We start from the raw sequence: 21268 nt of genomic DNA, 5'->3' as shown, positions 1-21268 counted from the left end.
TAAATTAGATAGAAAGAAGTAGCCTTGATAAAATTTACTTGCAGCAAGCCTTTTCATACTTGGGCTATCAGTTTGCTTTTTTTGTATCCAGCTTACAGCTTATTGTTTTGTATACCCTATTCATCTCTTTGGAACTAGCTATTGCGACACATAATCCTGTTACTACAGCAAAGGCTAATGTAGTAAACACTAAATTTTGTAAAAAATTCCTTCCACCAATTCTTTTTTCTTGCATACTAGCAGTGTGTATGCTTGTCAGGTTCTTGTCAATATTCATGCCATGCGTGATTATAGTTTATATATTTTACTTTCCTCCCAGATTCAACTACTTATCCGGGAAGTACTAAGTAGGTTTTAGTGCAATTATTATTACATTGTATTTTCACAGCCCTTACACGTGAAGCAGTAACAAGCTCAAGTTATACAAAATTATAAACTTATTGTTAATAAGTAATAAATGGAAGACTTGCAACTAGAAAAAATACAGAGTGACGTAGAAGATATTTGGAAAAATAGAAGCAAACTTAGCAATCGTAGCGTGAAAAGAGCAGCAAGAGTAATAATTAAAAAGGTAATTAAGCTCTTAGATAGTGGCAAAATTAGAGTAGCAGAAAGGCTATCAGATGGGAAGTGGATAGTACATACATGGATAAAGCAGGCAATATCGTTATATTTTCTTACTGAAGAGAGCAAAATGACAGATCATACCGGTTGGTGGTTTGATAAAGTCAATAATAAGTTTGACGGATGGAATGAAGAAGAATTTCACCAGTCAAAAATTAGAGCAGTTCCCGGATGCTTTGTTCGCCAATCTGCTTACGTAGGCACAAACGTTGTTCTTATGCCAAGTTTTATTAACGTTGGTGCATATATTAGTTCTGGTACAATGATAGATACCTGGTCAACAATTGGTAGCTGCGCACAAATAGGAAAAAATTGCCATGTTTCCGGAGGAGTAGGAATCGGTGGAGTTTTAGAACCTATTCAGGCCTCTCCAGTTATTATAGAGGATAATTGCTTCATTGGCGCACGCAGCGAAGTAGCTGAAGGCGTTATAATAAGAGAAGGGTCTGTTTTAGGCATGGGAGTTTTCATCGGAGCGTCAACAAAGATCATTGATAGAGAAACCAATAAGGTGTTTTACGGCGAAGTGCCACCTTATTCTGTGGTGGTACCAGGATCTACTTTATCTGCAAATAACATTTCAATCTATTGTGCAATTATAGTAAAAAAAGTGGATGAAAAGACAAGACAGAAGACTTCTATAAATGAAATATTGAGAGATTAAGGCTATCTCATTTCTTATCGTCACTTTTTTCTATCATTATTATTAACTACAGTAATGGCATAAGCGCATAACTCTGAAAAGGGAATTCCATTTTCTTGAGATAGCTTATATAACTTCTGCAGGCTTTCTTTGACTTTATTAGGGATATTCCCTCCACGTTCTTTTACAAGCCATAGATCTTGATGATGTATTGGATGAGTATCACTTTTTGGATCCCCTATGTATATTGCAAAAGGTGAGCTTTGTCCTTTGAAATCACACTGCACAGTAAATTTTTTTATAGAATCAGCCATCTAAAGACCTCTGCCTTTCTTTTTGATCGATTTTACAGAAGGTAGAGAAGACAGTTTCTTTATAAAGTCTTGTCTGTGAAGGATACTTTCTTTGCCTTCTAAAGCTCGGCAAACATCAGCTTTGCTCAATTGTGACTCTTTTGCTAGCTTCATTCCATGCTTTGCCATAATATTAGCGTGCGCTAGCACTTTTTTTACCAACTCTAGATCATTATTTAGCATTTGAACTAGCGCTTGAAATACTTCTGCTAAAGTTAGCCCGTCAGAACTTATAACCTTGTTTTCTACAAAATTGACAGCTTCTTCAAGCTTATGTTCAATACTATCATCTTGAAACATAAGGGTAACGTTTTGTTCGTCCATAACTGAAGCACTATTATTCATAAGCTTTTAAGTTTATACTATATATATAAATACTCCACTATTTTATATTATGGCACACTATAATTAAACATTTATTAATAATATGCTCACTTATATATACGAATTAATTGATAAAAGCCAAGGATCAATATCCATCAGTGATTTCATGAATGCTGCTCTATACCATAAAGAATATGGCTATTACATGAATAAATTACCGCTTGGCAATGGTGGCGATTTTATCACAGCACCTGAAATTAGTCAATTGTTTGGTGAAATAATTGCAGTTTGGGTAATGCACACATGGAAAAAATTGGGAAAGCCACCAAAATTTTCTCTAGTCGAACTTGGGCCAGGTAGAGGAACACTCATTCATGATATAATAAGAGTCACTAAAAAGTACGGTAGCTTTTTTAGTTCAATGGCCATTCACCTGGTTGAGATAAGTCCTACTTTGCAAAAAATACAAAAAGAAAAGTTAAAGGGTTTAGGAATCAGTTGGCACGAAAATATCGATAGTTTACCAGAACAACCAACCATTTTTCTAGCAAATGAATTCTTCGATGCTCTTCCAATAGACCAGTTTGTATATCGCAATGGGAAGTGGCACGAAAATAGGGTGACAAAGCAGAATGATGGGGCATCATCCCAGTGCCCCTTTCTTGTCACCCCATTGCTTAATACTAGAATCCAGAAAAAAGATCCAAGTAAACTGGCGTTGAAATCCAGAAAAAAGAATGTTGTCACCTCACTGTCCCTTTCTTGTCATCCTAGTGCTCCTTCCTTTTTATCCCATTGCTTGACACTTGGATCCAGAAAAATTGATCGTAAACAAGCACACTATTCAACATTTTCGATGAAATTACAAAAAAACTGGATTCCAGTGTCAAGCAATGGGATGACAGAGGGTTTTGATGGTGCAGTAGTGGAAGTATGTTCAGCTGGGATCGAAGTATTAAAAAAGCTTGAGGATAAGATAATGAATAACGGAGGAGCCGCTTTGATTATAGATTACGGCTATGTATATCCTTCTCACAAGAGCACTTTGCAATCGGTAAGACAACATAAGTATGCTAATTTTCTTGAAAATGTCGGTAATAGTGATATTACCGCGCTTGTAAATTTTCAAGCGTTAAGAGACTCACTAAGATACGTAGACTGTGAGATTTCAACTCAAAGAGAATTTTTATATCTTTTTGGTATAAAAGAAAGAACACAGGCTTTAATGGAAAATGCAAGTGATGAACAAAAGAATAGGATCTTTAGCGAATTTCTAAGGTTGACTGAAAACATGGGTACTCTTTTTAAAGCAATACTGATTCATCATTCATAGTATTGTGTTGCCTTTACACTAAACTGCTTTAGCTACAAATATTTAAGAAATTTACTAGACAGAAAAAAAGGTAAAAGAAACCCCATGATAGAGTTTACTCTCTAATCCTGCAAATCGGCGGCTTATATTGTCTTAAACGCTTTGTAATCACGTCTCAGCTTATATAGGTAAAAACTTTTAAAGACATACAATGCACATAGTGCAAAAAATTAAACATAAGACACTAACTATGTGACACTCCATCATTTAATCTGCACAGACTGAAGATAACTTAATACCATCAGTGCTATGGTGGGTTGGCAAGGTTTGTTAAGTAATTTCTTTTATTTCATTTAAACTGCCTGTAACCTCCTTATACATTCATCTTTACCAAGAATTATCATAATATCAATGATTCCTGGTGCATCCATCACCCCAGTTATAGGGGCTCGTAATGAACGGTAAATATCGCTTATTTTAGCACTGTGCAACTTTGAAAACTCCTTGACCTGAGAAGACAAAAAGCCCTTATTCCAGTTTTTATCTCCGATATTCGAGAGAAATGACGCAAGTAACTTGATTATATCAAGGTTAGATTTGACAACTTGCTCAGCTTCTTCGCTCAAACCAAAAGGTGGGTCTTTTATATAAAACTGCGCTAAATCCAGCAACTCGGTCAGATAATTTGCTCTTTTTTTTAGTTCCGTTAACCCCTGTAATAAATAGTTCTTTTTCTTGTCAGTTAGAGTGCTTTCTCCAAGCATCAGGGTCAGAATATCTTCATTGCTCATATTATTAATATAATGGTTATTCAAATGTTCCAATTTTTTAAAATTAAGCCGTGCAGGCGAACGACCAATGCTTTCTAAATTAAACCACTTTACTGCTTGCTCATTGCTAATAATCTCGTCATTGCCGTGACTCCACCCAAGCCTCAGCAAGTAATTACGCATCGCTTTTGGCAATATCCCCATTTTTTCGTAGTCGCAAACACTTGTTGCACCGTGCCTTTTGGACAGCTTATTCCCATCTCTCCCGTGAATCAGCGGTACATGCGCAAAACGTGGAATATCAAAATCAAGAGCCTGGTATATCAGCACTTGCTTGAAGGTATTAGTGAGGTGGTCAGAACCACGTATTATATCAGTTATTCCTGCATCGTGATCGTCAACTACCACCGCAAAAATATATGTTGGAGTATTGTCAGAGCGTAAGATCACCATATCATCAAGTTGGTCACTATTCACTTTAATGTGACCGTATATTTTATCATCGACAATGATCTCCTGTGAATCTGGTACGCTAAAACGGACAACTGGCTTTGCGTCTGGTATTACACTAGTACATTTGTGCTTATATATTTTCCTTTCCTCTCTCGCTTTTGCCTTCTTTTCTGCAACTTTATCTTCAGGGCAACAACAGCAATATGCCTTACCTTTCTCAACAAGAAGATTTGCAACTTCGATATGCCGTTCTATTCTTTTCGATTGATATACTATTTCTCCATCATAGCTCACACCAAGCCATTTTAGCCCATTTATTATCGCATCAATTGCTTCCTGTGTTGAACGTTTTCTGTCAGTGTCCTCAATCCTGAGCAAAAATCTGCCACCATGGTGCTTTGCATAGAGCCAATTAAATAAGGCAGTACGAGCCCCACCAATGTGCAAAAACCCTGTTGGTGATGGAGCAAATCTGGTAACTATGTTTGGCATATTTGTTTATTATAGCAATGGTAAACGATGATAGCTAAAATCCATGTCTATAACAATTTAGAATTACTATAAATTATTTATCCTGAAAGATTAATTTGCATTTATTTTTACAAATTGTGGTGTATAGTTCAATATCGGTTAAATATAGCCAGGTATGTTATGGGTGAACTTGAATATATAAAAGGTCTGCTTTCAACCAATACATGTGCACTTGACTGGTGTTATGCAGGTCCGTCCGATAAAGCAAAATTAATAGCGAATGGAGACAATCTCTTGCATTTAGCTGCAAGGACAAGAAATGTTGAAGTTTTTTTATCTATTTTCAAGAAAAGTATTAAAAGTGATGTCCGTTTATTAGGGTACAGCGAAGGCAACATAAATCCATTTCATATAGCAGCAAGAATGCAGATACTACTGAAAGTAATAGAAGGAATATTTGAGCACTTGAATTCAGAAAAAGCTAAATTGCAGTATGATCCAGAAAAGCTAGAAAAGTTCAAAAATTACGTCAGAAATGCGTTAAGTAGCAAATGTGCGTTAACTGACTCCACAAAAAGGACTCCCCTTGATATGGTTAGTAAGGAAGATAAAGACGACATAAGAAAAATTGCAGGCATAAAAGAGAGCTTCTTATGTAATAAGAAATTTCACCTGTGCCTATATATAGTAGGAACTATAGCGTGTATTGCTACCTTATGTTCATCTTTATATTTTCTGTGTCTGTGCTCTCAAGAGCTTGCACTAGCTTCAGTAGCAACAATAGCTTCTGGTGGAGTTGCATGTCTGTCTTTTAAAGCATTTAGCGAGATATACAACTCGAATGACGTAAGCACCCTAATGGAGGATATTAGTGCTAAGTGTGCTGCAAAAATAGTAGCACCTGGTACTTATATATGAAGAAAGAAAATTACTTGTAGGCAATGACATAAAATTATACTTATACGATGACAGAAAAGAAGTACAATAAGATTTTAATAGCAAACAGAGGGGAAATCGCCTGCAGGATTATCAAAACTGCTCGTAGAATGGGTATATCTTGTGTATGCGTGTACTCAGATGCAGATATAAATTCTGTGCATGTAAGGCAAGCAGATGAGTCAAAGTATATCGGTCCTTCGCCTTCTTGCCTTAGTTACTTAAATATTGAAAAAATATGTGAAGTAGCAGTTGAAACAGGTGTACAAGCTGTGCATCCAGGTTACGGTTTTTTAGCAGAAAATCCAGATTTTCCATATGCTCTACAAAAATACAATATAGATTTCATTGGGCCAAGTGCAGAAACAATAGAAGTTACAGCTAACAAAATAACAGCAAAAAAAGCCGCAAGAAAGGCTGGGGTCAATATAGTACCAGGATATATGGGCAAGATTAACGATGCTGCCCATGCAGCTCAAGTTGCGGAAGAGATTGGTTTTCCCGTTATGTTAAAGGCAGCTTCGGGTGGTGGTGGTAAAGGTATGCGAATTGTAAATTCCAAAAAGGAAATTGAACTAGCATTCACATCAGCAAAAAATGAAGCGGAGAAGAGTTTTAAGGATGGTAGTATCTTTATAGAGAAATATATAGAGTTACCAAGGCACATCGAAATACAAATCATAGCAGATAAATATGGCAATGTAGTGTGTCTTGGAGAGAGGGAGTGCTCAGTACAAAGGAATAATCAGAAAATAATAGAAGAAACGCCAAGTCCATTCATCAGCGAGAAAGTAAGACAAGAGATGTATGCCCAATGTGTTTCCCTGGCAAAGCAAGCTGGCTATTTTTCAGCAGGTACTATTGAGTTTGTTGCGGATAAAAACCAAAACTTCTATTTTCTTGAGGTAAACACGAGATTGCAAGTTGAGCATCCAGTAACAGAATTTGTAACTGGAATAGATATAGTAGAAGAAATGATACGAACTTCCTGCGGAGAAAAATTAAGGTTCGGTCAAGATGATATTAGACTTACTGGTTCCGCAATAGAAAGTAGAACTTGTGCTGAAGACCCATCGAAAAGGTTTTTCCCTTCTAGCGGAAGAATAAAATACTACGATAAACCAAATGAAAATGATCATGTGAGAGTAGATGACGGAGTTGCTGCAGGTTCAGAAATTAGCATGTTTTATGACTCGATGATTGCAAAAGTAATAACATATGGAAAAGATAGAATAGAAGCAATCAGCAGAATGCAAAAAGCATTGTCTGAATGCTATATAGGAGGGGTAACAAATAATATAGAATTTCTAGAATCCATTTTCCACCATCCAAATTTTGTTGCAGCAAAGCTCCATACAAGATTCACTCTAGACCACTACCCCAGTGGGTTTCATGGTGATTTTGTTACAGAAGAATATATTAAAATATTTATTTTCGCTGGGTTATATGTTCACTTAGAAAATAAAGAAAAATATTACGATAAGCCGATCGATGAAGTGTTCGTAGCTAGAATAAATGACAACGAACATCTTGTAAATGCAAAGTACCAAGATAATATTTTAACGACAATATACAATCATAACACGTATTCTGTAAGTGGTAAGTGGAAATCAAGTTATAGGTTGCTATGTATTACAATTAATGATGATACTAATATAACATTTAAAGTAGAAAAACAAGGCAGCAAATACTTCATAAGGCATGCCGGAATGCAAGCTGAGTGCTATATATTTAAACCTCATGTAGCTGAATTAAGTAAGTTAATGTTAAATAACGAAACAGAAAAAGCCTCAGTAGATGCTGTAAAATCTCCAATATCCGGTTTATTAGTTAAATTACACGTAAACGTAGGAGATCAGGTAGAAACAGGACAACCTTTATTTGTTGTGGAAGCAATGAAAATGGAAAATATCATATGTGCTGAAGCAGAAATGGTAATAAAAAACGTTCTCGTTCAAGAAGGAAAAAATGTACAGATTGGTGATGTAGTGTTAGTTCTGCTTTCTTAAATAGCATAGGAAACATAAACCTGATCCAAATAAGATAAACGAGAACATTTGGTGAGATATAGCAATAGTTATTGGTATATGCAACAACAAAGTGACCACTCCTAAAATTATCTGGATGATGACGGAGAGTAGCATAGCATACACAGATTTTACACTGGCATTTTTTATTGTGAGTACTGTTGTCAGGACCAAGATTAGCAATGCTAGTGTTCGGTGTATAAATTGTACTGTTGCTCTGTTTTCAAAGATATTTAGCCATGTAGGCTGTAAGAAAAATAAATCTTTCGGGATAATGTGTCCACCCATTAGTGGAAAGGTATTGTAAATTAAACCAGCATTTAATCCTGCAACAAATGCCCCAAAAATTATCTGTACTACAATCAGGATCAGAATTATTCCTACGTAGTGTACAGTGCTACCACTAATCTTAAGTTTAGTTTGCTTTTGCCTAACTTGATAATTAAAAAATTGATATGATAATAATGCAAAAATAACCAATGCTAATAGCAAATGAAGTGTGAGCATATAGTGGCTCACATGTGGCTTAGCTACCAAACCGCTTTTAACCATATACCAACCAGTAAAAGCTTGCAAGACTCCAAATGATAGTGCTATAGATAACCTTATTACTACCTTTTTAGATATTCTTTTTTTTAGTGTAAAATATATAAATGGCAGAATGAAAATCAATCCCGTTAGCCTTGCAAACAATCTATGTACATACTCTATCAAGTATAGAGTACGAAACTCCTCCATGCTCATACCATAGTTAAATGTTTTATATTCAGGTGTAGTCTCATATTTTGATTTTTCTTGTAGCCAGTCTCGTTCGTTAAGTGGTGGAAACGCTCCAGTAATTGGGTTCCACTCTGTAATAGATAGCCCTGCTTTTGAGAGTCTGGTAAATCCACCAATCCCCACCATGAGGACTATCATGATAGAGCAGAGAAATAGCCAAATAGCTACGGATTTTGATTGTTTTTGTTCCATAAACCATGCTGAATTTTGTTCCATTGCTGAGGGCAAGTAATAAATTCCCACAGGGCGAGAAAAGATGCAACACTATGCAGCAGGTTATAGACAGGAGAAAATACCAATGCTACATAAAAGTGAAAAGGCATCTTTTGCTGCTTGATCGCTATTGTCGAAAGAATCAGATTAGTAATGTATACCACTGCAAAGTAGTACAAAAATAATTTATTTAAAATTTGAGTTAATATCAATAAAAGCAATAAAAAAGGAGTAGTGAAAAACATAAAAGCTGTAGAGCCAACAAAAAGATTCAATAGTAAAATTCCTTTGAGTCCAGTATGTTTATAAAGTGACTTCATATTTTTTTAATGAATAATATAAGTTTGCATGTAGCATTTGATCCAACGTGCTCATTTTTCTTAATCCAAGAAAACATAGTAGTTGGTGATTCTTCTAATGTTTTCAAATCAATAATTTTAGTTTTATATCCCATTTGTGCAAGTCTCAAAACTATTCAGCATCTTTAGTAATGTTATAAGCATCCCAAAAAAGTACTTTCCATAAAATCTCTACTGAAAAATGGGTACTGCTACCACCCAAAGGTATCTGTATGTTCATTTTTTGGAATCCAGGCAATAAGTACGGAAACAACTCATATATTTCAAAGAAAAGGATTTTGTCAGAAAATTGTGATTGTGATTATAGTAATTTAGTCTTGCCTGCACACAAGATAACTCATCGTTACCCCGGTCAAATTCAATCAGTGCTTTTTTTAACTGTAATGGGTCTAACTTGTCATCTACATCATACATTACTACATACTTTCCCCTTACAAGGCTCATAGCATAATTGTATAACCTGGCCTTTATTTTAGGTAAAAAAAGAGGTACACTTATTACTTCAAAATATTGTGGTAAAGTATGTTTTTCTATAGCTGTAAGCATTTCCTGATTATTACTTTCTATAAGAAACTCTACTTCTAATTCCGATCTTGGGTAATCCAAACTTTCGATACTTTCAATCAATTATTCTATTATTGCACTTTTTTCAAAAGTAGGCAATAAAATAGTATGTATAGGAAAATCTTCTCCGTTCATCTTATCATAACTCACTTTTCGGTTGGAGGTTTCATATAAGCTAAAAACCTTAGTTATAAATTTGAACAAATAATTAGAACATCCAACTATAAATATCAACGTCAAAGCAAAATATGTATATTTCTCTGCTAGCATTAAAATTGAAGTTGCAACAAGGAAAGAAGCAAAAAATACTGAGCCTAGTTTAATGTTCTTGACTAAAAAGTCATGGTTTTTATATTATAAATAATTGCTCGCAAATTCTGAAATACCAAAGTGCGAGTTAAAAAAATTTAAAACTTGCTCGCCACTTGCTTTTATTAATACATAGCCATCACCGTAGCTAGTCTTGATCCAATGGCTGATATCTCAACTTGCGTATTCAACCATAAAAAAAGTAGTGTTGCTTAATTTTTGCCAGGGTGCTATATTAAACTCATAGTAAAAGAGTTCTCCTTGCTCCCTACATAAATTGACACCGAACTTATTTTTTCTATGTTACTAGCTTGAAGTATAGGTAATTCCTGCATTAAACCTAATGCAGTTTCTTATTTAGGTTGCGCGAGAACGAAGATATAACCTCACTACTGCGCTTATCATCCTTATGTTCTTGCATTATTTTCTTTACAGCATCAGCAGCTATATTTGCTGTGTTAGCTTGCAAATCTCCAATGGCTTTTTCAACTTGATCAGTAACTTTTTCCAAGTAAGAACGTGCATTGTCATCTAATGTCCGATCTAGCTGCTTTCTATTATGCTTAATGATACTATCAGCCTTATCAAATGCTTCATTCATCATTTTATTAACTTCCTCATCTAATTTTTTGTATTTTTCAGAAGATTTTTTGTAATACTCCAACATATCTCTTCTGAATTTTTCAATCTCTTCATTCGTAAGCTTGCTCTTGTTGCGCTTGTCGTTAAGAGCATTTTTTATTACTTTCTTTAATAACTTATATGAAAAGATAAAGCCTACAAAAAAAGCAAGACCAACAATTAGTGACGTAGACATAAAAACTCCTAAAATTCTTTAGACACCAAATTAGCAACAAATTCCTTTTTAATTTCAGAATTAGTCAACTTATTGTAATAAATCAAGGCAATATTAGTAGTCATTTGCTTTAACTCATCAGTGTACTCAGACTTAAACTTTGCAACTCCTTCTTCAATGAACTTACTTATTTTTTTGTCTTCCTCTTCTAATATATTCTTCACATTAGCCTTCATCTTTTCTACCTGGATTAATGCATCATCTATAACTCTTTTTACCTGTATCTCAGCTTGATCCAAAGCTGTATTATATTTAACAGTCTGATTTTCTATGAGCCTTAGAAGACAAATAGAACTATTAAAAGAATCCAATACCCTTTTACTTCTAGTATTTATTATTCCATCTAACTTTGGCAGAAATAAATAACGTACTACAAAAAACAGTAAAGAAAAAAAAATTAAAAACCAAAAAACTTGAGAAAAGAAAGTTGAAACATCAAGCTGTGGCATGTGTTAAGCAACGAACATCAATAACATTGCAAGAACAAACGCGAGCAACCCCGTAAATTCAACCATACCAGCACCAACATAAACGTAAATTTTCATTTTACCTTCCGATTCAGGGTTTCTTGCAAGCCCACTTAGCATAGTAGAAAATATATTTGCTACACCAAGACCTGCCCCAAGTATGCCAAGTACGCTTAAACCAATCGCTATAAACTTTAAAGCTACTAAATCCATATATCACCTTTAACTATTTCTTTAATGTATTAATTATAAAATATTCTAGAGAAAAGTCAATTACTTTACTGCATCCGACAAATATATACACGTTAATATAGTAAATATATAAGCTTGTAGAATTGCAACAAACACTTCAAATCCTATTAGTGCAATTATAAACAAAAACGGTATAGGGGTTAGAATCAAATGCATATTCATAATAAACCCTGCTACTACTTTGATAATTGTATGACCCGCAATCATGTTTGCAGCAAGCCTTATTGATAAGCTTATAGGCCTTGCCAGGTAAGCAAATAGCTTAATAAAAACCATCATGGGTGCAAGCCATGATGGGATACCTTCCGGTAATAGTATGCGTAAAAAATTTATTCCCTTTTCTTTGAATCCAACAATTGTTGTATAAGTAAAAACTATCATTGATAGGGCAAAAGTAACTATCACATGACTTGTAACTGTAAAACTATAAGGAAGCATACCAACCAAATTACACGACAAAGTAAAAGTAAATACTGTGAATACCAACGGAATGTGCTTTAGGCCTTTGCTTCCAGTGTTACTTTCTATTATGGAAGTAACAAAATCATATACGTACTCAACCGCAGCTTGCAAATAGCCTGGTATTACTGCCCCTTTTCTTACCCCCAAGAGCAAGAAAAGTATAACCGATACTACTGAAATCATCATAAAAAGGGATGAGTTGGTAAAATTTATGTCATGCCCAAATAATTTAGGTAACTCTACTATTGTATGTATTTTAAACTGTTCTAGCGGATTTAACGCCATTTTTTGATCCTATAGACTTAGACTATAATAGTAAATAAAGTACTAATTTTATAGGATGAAGTCAAGAGTTAAGATAGTATAGGGCCATATAATACTAAACTTCTTGCAAACCATATAGTTTTTGCCTGGCCATCATTTAGGTAGTTCGAAAAACTACTTGACAAACCTCGCAGCCCCATAGCACTGAAGGTATTTAGTTATCTTCAATCTGTGCAGATTAAATGACAAAGTATTACGTAGTTGGCGTCTTATATTTAATTTTTTACACCATATGTACCTCATGTCTTCACAACTTTTCTAAAGTTTTTACCTATATAAGCTGAAATGCGCTTATAAAGCATTTAAGACAGTATAAAAACGCCAATTTGCAGGATTAGAGAGTAAACACTATCTACCACGGGATATCTTTTGCCTTTTTTCCCACTTAGTAAACTCCTTAAATATCTATAGCTAAAGCAATTTAAGAGTAGCAGCGCTATAAAAAACGCCAATATTTAAAATAATAACTATTTGTCTCTTTTTCTAGGTTATGTAAGAAGCCTGTTAGTGATTAGTAAAATGTATACTAGAGTGCTGATTGCAGTTGTGCTGTATTTTAAAATTTAATAATTTTACTAAATTATTAAATAACTTTACTTTACACGTTATCTTATTTATAATTTAATTTTTTAGTAAGATATATCATGAATAAAATAAATTTTATTAATATTAATCAATCTTTAAATTTAGAACAGGAATTTGACAATGGACACATCAAGCTAACGGATGGTTCCTCTAACGAATATATTGGCTATTCCAAAGTGGAAAGTAAAATACTAGTGAAAGCCATGACATAATAGAAAACTTAACTATTGATGGTTACATCTACAATTTCCATGAAGACAATCATAATATAAATCTTGAGTACTATATGGGTATAGATTTAAAAAGTGATATAAACAAAATTCCTTCTCTTTGAAAAGATACATAATCACATATGTAAACTTCTCTATTGTTTCTTGCAATAGAGAAGTCATTTACTACAACAAACTTTAAAAGCATTATATTTTATATTACAATAACTTTTTTGTCTCTTTTAAAGATTCATGAGATTTACATTATCTTGGTTACTAGAGCACTTAGAAACGAATGCTAGTTTAGAAGAAATCACTGATAAGTTAACTCATATAGGGTTAGAAGTAAAAGATGTGGTTGACAATACCAAATTAGCTGGATTCATTGTTGCAAAAGTGTTGGAAGTCACACCTCATCCAAATGTTGATAAGTTAAAGCTGTGTAAAGTAGATAATGGAAGTAAAATCTTACAAATAGTCTGTGGGGCAAATAACGTTAGAGAAGGCTTGAAGACTGTACTTGCATCTCTTGGCAGCACATTGCCAGAAAGTAATTTCACAATTAAGCCCACAAAAATACGAGGGGTGCTAAGTGAAGGAATACTCTGTTCTGCTTCTGAGCTTATGCTGGCTCAAGAGAAAAGTAAAGGAATAATTGAACTATCTGATGATTATAAAGTGGGGAATAAATTTTTCAATTGTGATTCTGTAATCGATATAAATGTCACCACAAATCGTGGAGATTGCCTGAGTGTGCATGGAATAGCTCGAGACTTGGCAGCAACTGGAATTGGAACATTAAATTCCTTAATTTATTCTAGCGCCATTCCAGCTCATGATACTGGAATCCAAGATAGATCCAAGTCTGGAATGACAAGTAGCTCTTCTATAAATGTTAAGGTCATCGATGGTGAGAGCTTTATTAGTGGAGTATACATTTCCAATGTGGGAAATAAGGAGAGCCCAAGATGGTTAAAAGATAGGCTGGAATCAGTAGGAATACGTTCCATTTCTGCAATAGTTGATATTACTAACTATATTATGATGTCCTTTGGTCGCCCGATGCATGCGTATGATGCGAAAAAAATAGAAGGGAAACTCATAGTACGCAAAGCAAACAATGGAGAAAAATTTACTGGTTTAAATGGTAAAGAGTACTTATTAAACAATGATATAAGCGTTATTTCTGATGATAATAATATTCACGCAATTGCTGGAATTATAGGCGGTAAGTGCAGTAAATGTACACTTGAAACTACTGATGTCTTTTTAGAATCTGCTTGGTTTAATCCTATCTCTGTTACTAAATCTTCAAGGCAACTCAATATTTCCACAGACTCAAGTTACAGATTTGCACGTTCAGTTGATCCTGGATTTATTCTTGATGGGCTCCATTTTGCAGCTCAGATGATTGTTGATTTGTGTGGTGGAAAAGCCTCAAATGTAGTGTTTGCTGGCAGTTTGGATGAGGCTGATACCAAGGTGAGTTTTGATTATCAAGATGTAAACAAGTTTGGAAGTGTGTCTGTATTGCCTGACGAGATGTTTAATATCTTAACAAAATTAGGATTTAGCACTGATAAAAAAACTGAGAATAATTGGAATGTAAAAGTACCAAGCTGGAGATCGGATGTTACCATACCTGCTGACCTAGTTGAAGAGGTAGTAAGAATATATGGATATGATAAAATAAAAGAGGAACCACTAATAGACAACGTTGAGGTAGAAATTAATACACACGATAACTTGCGTGTTTTGATGATAAGCAGAGGATTTCATGAAGTGTTCACTTGGTCATTTATGAGTGAATCGATAGCTGAAAAATTTGGCTACTCAAATAAGTTATTTATCATCGACAATCCATTTAATAATAACTTCAATATAATGAGGCCAAGTATCGTTCCAAATTTGTTGCAAGTTACTGCTGACAATATCGTCCATGGAATGTCTGATCTTGCAATTTTTGAGATCGGACCAGTTTACGATAGTCTCGACCAACCTAAGTATTCTTTAAGTGGAATAAGAACAGGCAATAATTTGCCGCGAAATCATTATAATACTGATAGGAAAATAGATGTTTTTGATGCAAAGGCTGATTTAATAGCAGCTTTGGAGCTTTTTAATGTTAGTTATGGAAATTTAACAATAGAAAGAGCAGAAAAAGAATATTACCACCCAGGAAAGTCAGGCACTCTCTCTTTCAAGAATAAAGCAACAGGTTATTTTGGGGAGTTGCATCCTAATATATTAGACCTTTTTGACATCAAACAAAAAGTTGTAGGCTTTGAGATGATATTAGAAAATATGGAAAATCTACCTGTAAGCAGAGAAAAATTTATCGATTATAAGCATCAAAGCGTAAAGCGCGATTTTGCGTTTATTGTGAATAGGGATGTAGAAGTTGGTAAAATAATTAACATGGTAAAAAAAAGCTCAGAGCTCATCACGGAAGTTTTCGTATTTGACGTATACCATGGAAATAACATGGAACCGAATAAAATGTCTATAGCATTGTCAGTTACTTTCTGTTCTCCAACTCACACCTTGATTGAAGAGGAAATTCAAAAAGAATCGAGTGCTATAGTCAACTTAGTGCATAAAAATACCGGAGGAATCTTGAGGTATACCTAATTCATACTTGACTAAAGAAGCTAACTATATTTTCTTTCACTTCCATACTATCTGTCATGTTATTTACTCTCACACGAAATTCAGATGAGTTCTTAAACCCGCTACTGTACCAACCTATGTGTTTGCGGGCGATCTTTATTCCTGCATCATTTCCGTAGTACTCAAGAATATTGTCATAATGCTCAAGTATAATGCTCAGTTTCTCTGAAGCTGTTGGCTCAGAAACTTCATTTCCACTTAAAAAGTTTATTGCTTGGTTAATCAGCCAAGGTCTACCATAAGCACCACGACCTATCATAACCCCATCTGCTCTGGATTCTTTAAGTGCATTTTGAATATCATTCAAACTTTTAATATCGCCGTTTACTATTACCGGGATCTTTACTTGCTCTTTAACATTTCTAATAAATTTCCAATCTGCTTGACCATTATAAAGCTGTGCTCTTGTTCTTCCGTGCACAGTTATCATCTTTGCTCCAAGATCCTCTGCAATTTTTGCTAAACGTGGAGCATTACGGTTTTCATTGTTCCATCCGGTACGAATTTTCACCGTAACTGGCACGTTCACTGCCTTGACTACAGCTTCAATTATCTCAGCAGCCTTTTTTTCATTACGCATTAGCGCTGACCCTGCATAACCATTCACAACTTTTTTAACTGGGCAACCAAAATTTATATCTATGATTTTAGCTCCCATATCTTCATTTAATTTTGCAGCTTCTGCCATTATATCTGGTTCGCACCCAGCAAGCTGCACAGCAGTTAATTCATCAACTTTTGCTTTTTGCATACTTTGGCGAGTTTGCATGATCATAGCTCTGCTTGCAATCATCTCTGAAACTAACAAACTTGCACCAAGTTTCTTCACAATGCTTCTGAATGGATAATCAGTAACTCCAGACATTGGAGCTAAGATTACCGGAGAACCAATCATCAAAATTCCTATTTGCAGGGGCATGGAGTTAACGGTAATTCTTCATTGTAAACCCATGGTGTACAAGCTTGAACATTTTGCTCTTTTAAAGTAATAGATGTTTGTGTACTTGGCGGAAGATCACATAACAATCCGTATTTTAAATGTTCTTTCCATTCTGTATCATTCATAAGTGCTTCTGCAAATTCTTTTCTTTTCTCTTTCAATTGCTTTGAATCAGGTTTGTATTTCGATAGCTCTGCATCAATTTCATCAAATGACTTATTCTCCTTAAACATTTGTGTAATCTTATGAGCATTTTCTAATGCAAATATTCCGCAGTTATAGCCATCATTTTGCTGCTTAATCGAGGAGCTTCTTATATCATCATTTCCAATTTCTAAGGCTGCTTCCAGTGCACTTACTATACTGTCGGTGTTTATTGGAATGTTAATTAGTTCATCTTTCCTTTTCTTACACGTTTGTGCTGTTTTTTGCACATCTTTGCTCATTTCTTTTCTTCCTTGCGTATTTAACGCACAAGCTTGCTTGTTAAGAGGAAGCATTAAATCGTTTTTAATTTCATTTGCATTTTCTATATTACTACGCTGACTACCAGAACGTGGTAGTTTAGCACTAAAAGAATCACAGTAATAGGCTCTAAATTGTCCATTGCCTGAATCATATGCAATAACTAATGTGGTCCAATGACGATTTCCTAAGTTCACCACTGAAGCGAACGTTACTTTTTGATCTTCCTGTTCCACCTTACTTTTGTATTCTATCAGCCTTTCATTCAAAGCTTCAAGATTGCCAGGAATACAGAAAAATACATTATCCGAAGAGCTTTCTGAATATCCATATTTAATCCTTGCAATGTGAGCAATATCATGCTGCTGTAGCCAGTAAGCATACTTACCTCCGTTTGTCTGATGTACAAGGGTTTGTAAATCCTCACTGAATTCTTTACTACCCAAACCACTATCTTTTGAAGCGATGGAAATAGAACTTCTACGACTATCGTCCCTTGAACCATGTTCACTATTAATACCACTATCCTCACTTAGAGTCTTTTGATCTTCTTGATTTGCTCCTCTTCCACTAATATAATCTCTCACTAAGTGGTATAAAGTTCCAATAATTTTATATGCTACTGCAAGAGCTATCCCGATCACAATCCAAACTATAGGACGAGAGTTTAGCATAGCAAGCAGTAAAATTAAGAGGGGAGATCCTATTGCCAATCCTAAACAGCTAATGGTAAACATAGCTGCCAGATGTATACCAAAAGCGTAAATAGCAAATTTTCCACCGGCCTTGAGCTTAATAAGATAAGTGCTCTCTTCTATAGTGCCTGACATATTTATTCCGTAAATGCAAGTTAACCAAATTTTAACAAATTCTGAGGGTAAAGTCAACCATGATGATCTTAGCATTCATTCATGTTATGTGTAAAAATATTGAGTATTAAAAGCTTTTAAAGTACAGTAACAATATCAGTAGTAGCGCAATGTATGCATGATATAGAATATATACGCCAAAATTCTGAAGAATTCGAAAAAGCAATGGAAAGTAGGGGAATAAAAGAGTTTTCTGCAGAAGAGATACTAAAAGTTGATCACAAGAAAAGGTTGTTGACCACTAAATTGCAAGATTTAAATAGGCAACGCAACGAAATCACAAAAAAAATAAAAGAGCTTAAAATGAGCAAGAGCCCTTGTGAGAAGCAAATAAAGTCATCAAAAAATATCACAAATGAGATAGAAGCAATCAGCTTAAAAGAGCAAATGGAAAAGGATAAATTAGTTAATATCTTATCTAATTTACCGAATATCCCTGTGCAGGGTGTACCAATAGGTGCAGGCGAGAACTCTAATTTAGAGTTGAGAAGATATCGAGAAAAGAGGCAATTTGATTTCGTACCAAAGTCTCATTATGAACTCGGAGAAAGGTTAGGTTTAATGGATTTCGAGCAAGCAGCAAAAATTTCTGGGTCAAGATTTGCGATATTAAAAGGGCAGCTAGCTAAGCTTGGACGAGCACTAATAAATTTTATGCTTGAAATGCATGTTAATGAATTTGGCTATACTGAGGTATATCACCCAGTCTTGGTAAAAAATGAGGCTATGTATAATGTTGGTCAGCTACCGAAATTTTCTGATGATTCATATCTAACTACCGACGAATTAAGATTAATCCCCACAGGTGAGGTGGTTTTAACAAATTCGGTTGCTGATAAAATAGTAGAAGAAAAGAAACTGCCTATTCGTTTTACTGCATATTCAGAATGTTTTCGTAAAGAGGCTGGTAGTGCAGGACAAAGCACGAGAGGCATGATAAGGCAACACCAATTTGGTAAAGTAGAGTTGGTAAGTATCACAACTGAAGATCAATCAAATGATGAACTTGAGCGTATGACAGGTGTTGCTGAAGAGATATTAAAAAGATTAGAACTGCCATATAGAGTAATACTATTATGCAGCGGCGATATGGGCTTTGCTGCACAAAAGACTTATGATATAGAGGTGTGGTTACCTGAGCAAAATAGGTATAGAGAAATATCGAGCTGTTCAAATTGTGGTAATTTTCAGGCAAGGAGGATGAACGCTAAATACTCTTTAGAAGCTAATAAAAAGGTAAAAAAATATGTTCACACTTTAAATGGCTCGGCTTTAGCTATAGGAAGAACGATTATTGCCGTAATGGAAAATTATCAAAATCCTGACGGGTCGATTACAATACCAAATGTGTTGCAAAAATACATCAGTAATGGTACTGTTATAAGCAAATAATAGTTTTGAAGTAGAAAAGCGAGGAAATGGAGATGAAGGTTCTGGTTATAGGTTCTGGTGGACGTGAGCATGCTTTGCTTTGGACTTTAAAGAAGTCTCCTATCTTAACCGAGTTATATATCACTCCTGGCCGCCCAGCTATGGAAAATCTCGGAGTTCTTGTGAATATAAATATTCAAAATTCAATCGATATGACACGATTTTGTAAGAGAGAAAATATAGAATTAGTTATTATTGGTCCAGAACAACCAATAATTGATGGGCTTGCTGACAACTTAGTTGCAGAGGGAATAAATGTTTTTGCTCCAAGTCAAGCAGCTGCAAAACTCGAAGCATCAAAATCCTTTACCAAGGGAATATGTAAGCAATACGGCATACCAACTGCCAAGTACGAGTGTTTTGTTGACGAGAGATTAGCTAAAAGTTTTGTACGTAGTAATAAAATAAAATTTCCACTTGTAGTGAAAGCGAATGGAATTGCAGCAGGGAAAGGTGTAATAGTATGCAATACGGAAAATGAGGCTTTTTCAGCAATAGACTCAATGTTGGTGGAGAAAAAATTTGGTGAATCAGGTGAAGAAATAATCATAGAAGAATTTTTAGTTGGAGAGGAAGTAAGCTTCTTTGCTCTTGTTGATGGGTTAAAAGTAGTAACCCTTGGATGTGCGAAAGATTATAAGAGAGTTGATGAGAATAATGACAGTCGAAATACTGGAGGTATGGGGTCATACTCGTCACCTTCAATTATAAGTAAGGATATGGAACAAAAAATTATCCAAAGAATAATATATCCTACAATTCAAGCATTGGCTAACATGGGAACCCCTTATCGAGGAGTGCTTTTTGCTGGTTTAATAACTTGCAAAGATAGTCCAAAACTTCTTGAGTACAATGTTAGATTTGGTGATCCTGAAGCACAATCCATGTTACCTAGGTTTGATGCAAGTTGTGACTTATTGGAATTAATGTTGTCAGTTGCAAAAGGGAAGTTAAGTGCTAAAACGGTGGAGCTTAATAGCAAAGCTACAGTTTGTGTAGTTGTTGCAAGCAAAGGCTACCCAGGTGATTATCAAAAGGGAGAAATAATTAAAGGACTAGCTAAAATTGAAAGTATTCCTGGTGTACTGGTATTTCATGCTGGTACTAAGTTGGATGAAAGTGGCAATTGGGTTTCCGATGGCGGAAGAGTATTGAATATAGTAGGAGAAGGAAACACTTTAGAAGAAGCTAAAAGTAAAGTGTACTCTGCATTAAATTTTTTAGAATGGCCAGGAGGTTTCTTCAGGTACGACATTGGAAGTTAATATTAGCTGTGCTTAAGGATGTTATCCAAGTGACTCATAGAAATGCAAAAAACTACTTGATAAACTTTACCAGCTCTTTGATTATGGCATTGAAGCTAATTATTTATCTTTGTAATCTGTGTAGATTAATGGCAAAAAGTTTAGGGTATTTGGTATCTTATGTTTAATTTTTCGCATTACACGTACCGTATGCCTTTATAAGACTTTTATGGTCTTACTTATATAAGCTGAAGTGTGCTTAAAAAGCGTTAAGACAGCAAAAAATGTCAAATTAACAGAAAGAATTTAATATTAGTTACCCTGGGTTTTTCTTACCTTTTTTCCTGCTTAGTAAA

Annotated in this window: 21 protein-coding genes; 7 read left to right on the top strand and 14 right to left on the bottom strand. The window is 34.8% G+C overall.

Features of this window, described 5'->3' with window-relative positions:
- Window positions 1-67: 67 nt before the first annotated feature.
- Window positions 68-235 carry a hypothetical protein gene (locus WBP_RS05525; RefSeq protein ID WP_246166054.1) on the bottom strand — a complete coding sequence of 56 codons (168 nt, stop codon included), beginning with the start codon at window positions 233-235 and terminating at the stop codon, window positions 68-70.
- A 222-nt stretch (window positions 236-457) separates the two neighbouring features.
- Between WBP_RS05525 and dapD the strand changes: the two genes are divergently transcribed.
- Complete coding sequence (gene dapD / locus WBP_RS01365; protein WP_167895838.1) at window positions 458-1288, top strand: 2,3,4,5-tetrahydropyridine-2,6-dicarboxylate N-succinyltransferase; 831 nt, start codon at window positions 458-460, stop codon at window positions 1286-1288.
- 20 nt (window positions 1289-1308) lie between these two features.
- Here the strand turns inward: dapD and WBP_RS01360 are convergent, their stop codons facing one another.
- The gene (locus WBP_RS01360) at window positions 1309-1581 is read right to left on the bottom strand and encodes a DUF2610 domain-containing protein (RefSeq protein WP_011256648.1); all 273 of its coding nucleotides are present in this window, start codon (window positions 1579-1581) and stop codon (window positions 1309-1311) included.
- Window positions 1582-1965, bottom strand: coding sequence for a hypothetical protein (locus WBP_RS01355; RefSeq protein ID WP_011256649.1), 384 nt, complete (start codon window positions 1963-1965; stop codon window positions 1582-1584).
- An 82-nt stretch (window positions 1966-2047) separates the two neighbouring features.
- On the opposite strand from WBP_RS01355, the gene WBP_RS01350 reads away from it, so the two are divergent.
- Window positions 2048-3277, top strand: a complete 1230-nt coding sequence (locus WBP_RS01350) for a class I SAM-dependent methyltransferase (RefSeq protein ID WP_246166053.1) — start codon at window positions 2048-2050, stop codon at window positions 3275-3277.
- A 332-nt stretch (window positions 3278-3609) separates the two neighbouring features.
- Here the strand turns inward: WBP_RS01350 and gltX are convergent, their stop codons facing one another.
- Window positions 3610-4971: a glutamate--tRNA ligase gene (gltX, locus tag WBP_RS01345; protein WP_167895837.1), complete on the bottom strand. Its 1362-nt coding sequence runs from the start codon at window positions 4969-4971 to the stop codon at window positions 3610-3612.
- Between the two features lie 159 nt (window positions 4972-5130).
- Between gltX and WBP_RS01340 the strand changes: the two genes are divergently transcribed.
- Together WBP_RS01340 and WBP_RS01335 are read left to right on the top strand one after the other, a co-directional pair.
- The gene (locus tag WBP_RS01340; RefSeq protein WP_167895836.1) at window positions 5131-5868 is read left to right on the top strand and encodes a hypothetical protein; all 738 of its coding nucleotides are present in this window, start codon (window positions 5131-5133) and stop codon (window positions 5866-5868) included.
- Between the two features lie 47 nt (window positions 5869-5915).
- A complete protein-coding gene (locus WBP_RS01335; RefSeq protein WP_167895835.1) occupies window positions 5916-7895 on the top strand; it encodes an ATP-binding protein in 1980 nt (659 codons plus the stop codon).
- Here WBP_RS01335 and WBP_RS01330 read toward each other — a convergent pair.
- The 8 genes from WBP_RS01330 to WBP_RS01305 all read right to left on the bottom strand — a co-directional run bounded on the left by WBP_RS01330 (window position 7878) and on the right by WBP_RS01305 (window position 12460).
- Window positions 7878-8909, bottom strand: coding sequence for a COX15/CtaA family protein (locus tag WBP_RS01330; protein WP_167895834.1), 1032 nt, complete (start codon window positions 8907-8909; stop codon window positions 7878-7880). The genes WBP_RS01335 and WBP_RS01330 overlap by 18 nt on opposite strands.
- Window positions 8858-9226: a hypothetical protein gene (locus tag WBP_RS05520; RefSeq protein WP_225416090.1), complete on the bottom strand. Its 369-nt coding sequence runs from the start codon at window positions 9224-9226 to the stop codon at window positions 8858-8860. The genes WBP_RS01330 and WBP_RS05520 overlap by 52 nt, the downstream gene beginning before the upstream one ends.
- Before the next feature lie 255 nt (window positions 9227-9481).
- Window positions 9482-9892 carry a glycosyltransferase gene (locus WBP_RS05515; protein ID WP_246166050.1) on the bottom strand — a complete coding sequence of 137 codons (411 nt, stop codon included), beginning with the start codon at window positions 9890-9892 and terminating at the stop codon, window positions 9482-9484.
- On the bottom strand, window positions 9893-10099 hold the full coding sequence (locus WBP_RS05510; protein ID WP_246166048.1) for a hypothetical protein: 207 nt from the start codon (window positions 10097-10099) through the stop codon (window positions 9893-9895).
- 379 nt (window positions 10100-10478) lie between these two features.
- Entirely contained in the window at window positions 10479-10955 is a 477-nt protein-coding gene (locus WBP_RS01320; RefSeq protein WP_011256655.1) for an ATP synthase F0F1 subunit B, read from the bottom strand.
- Window positions 10956-10963: 8 nt separating this feature from the next.
- Complete coding sequence (locus tag WBP_RS01315) at window positions 10964-11443, bottom strand: F0F1 ATP synthase subunit B family protein (RefSeq protein WP_167895833.1); 480 nt, start codon at window positions 11441-11443, stop codon at window positions 10964-10966.
- A 3-nt stretch (window positions 11444-11446) separates the two neighbouring features.
- Window positions 11447-11674: a F0F1 ATP synthase subunit C gene (locus WBP_RS01310; protein WP_011256657.1), complete on the bottom strand. Its 228-nt coding sequence runs from the start codon at window positions 11672-11674 to the stop codon at window positions 11447-11449.
- Window positions 11675-11734: 60 nt separating this feature from the next.
- Window positions 11735-12460 carry a F0F1 ATP synthase subunit A gene (locus WBP_RS01305; protein ID WP_167895832.1) on the bottom strand — a complete coding sequence of 242 codons (726 nt, stop codon included), beginning with the start codon at window positions 12458-12460 and terminating at the stop codon, window positions 11735-11737.
- Between the two features lie 1085 nt (window positions 12461-13545).
- On the opposite strand from WBP_RS01305, the gene pheT reads away from it, so the two are divergent.
- The gene (gene pheT / locus WBP_RS01295; protein WP_167895831.1) at window positions 13546-15924 is read left to right on the top strand and encodes a phenylalanine--tRNA ligase subunit beta; all 2379 of its coding nucleotides are present in this window, start codon (window positions 13546-13548) and stop codon (window positions 15922-15924) included.
- 1 nt (window position 15925) lies between these two features.
- On the opposite strand, the gene dusB is transcribed toward pheT, so the two are convergent.
- Window positions 15926-16882: a tRNA dihydrouridine synthase DusB gene (dusB, locus tag WBP_RS01290; protein ID WP_167895830.1), complete on the bottom strand. Its 957-nt coding sequence runs from the start codon at window positions 16880-16882 to the stop codon at window positions 15926-15928.
- Complete coding sequence (locus tag WBP_RS01285) at window positions 16867-18198, bottom strand: hypothetical protein (RefSeq protein WP_167895829.1); 1332 nt, start codon at window positions 18196-18198, stop codon at window positions 16867-16869. The genes dusB and WBP_RS01285 overlap by 16 nt, the downstream gene beginning before the upstream one ends.
- A gap of 153 nt (window positions 18199-18351) precedes the next feature.
- On the opposite strand from WBP_RS01285, the gene serS reads away from it, so the two are divergent.
- Both serS and purD read left to right on the top strand, forming a co-directional pair.
- Window positions 18352-19629, top strand: coding sequence for a serine--tRNA ligase (gene serS, locus WBP_RS01280; protein WP_167895828.1), 1278 nt, complete (start codon window positions 18352-18354; stop codon window positions 19627-19629).
- A gap of 32 nt (window positions 19630-19661) precedes the next feature.
- On the top strand, window positions 19662-20933 hold the full coding sequence (gene purD, locus WBP_RS01275; protein WP_167895827.1) for a phosphoribosylamine--glycine ligase: 1272 nt from the start codon (window positions 19662-19664) through the stop codon (window positions 20931-20933).
- Window positions 20934-21268: the final 335 nt, after the last annotated feature.

It is taken from the genome of Wolbachia endosymbiont of Brugia pahangi, assembly GCF_012030695.1.
Classification (GTDB): Bacteria; Pseudomonadota; Alphaproteobacteria; order Rickettsiales; family Anaplasmataceae; genus Wolbachia.
The sequence above is the reverse complement of the archived record's forward strand: the minus strand, read 5'-3'. Positions and strand labels throughout refer to the sequence as shown.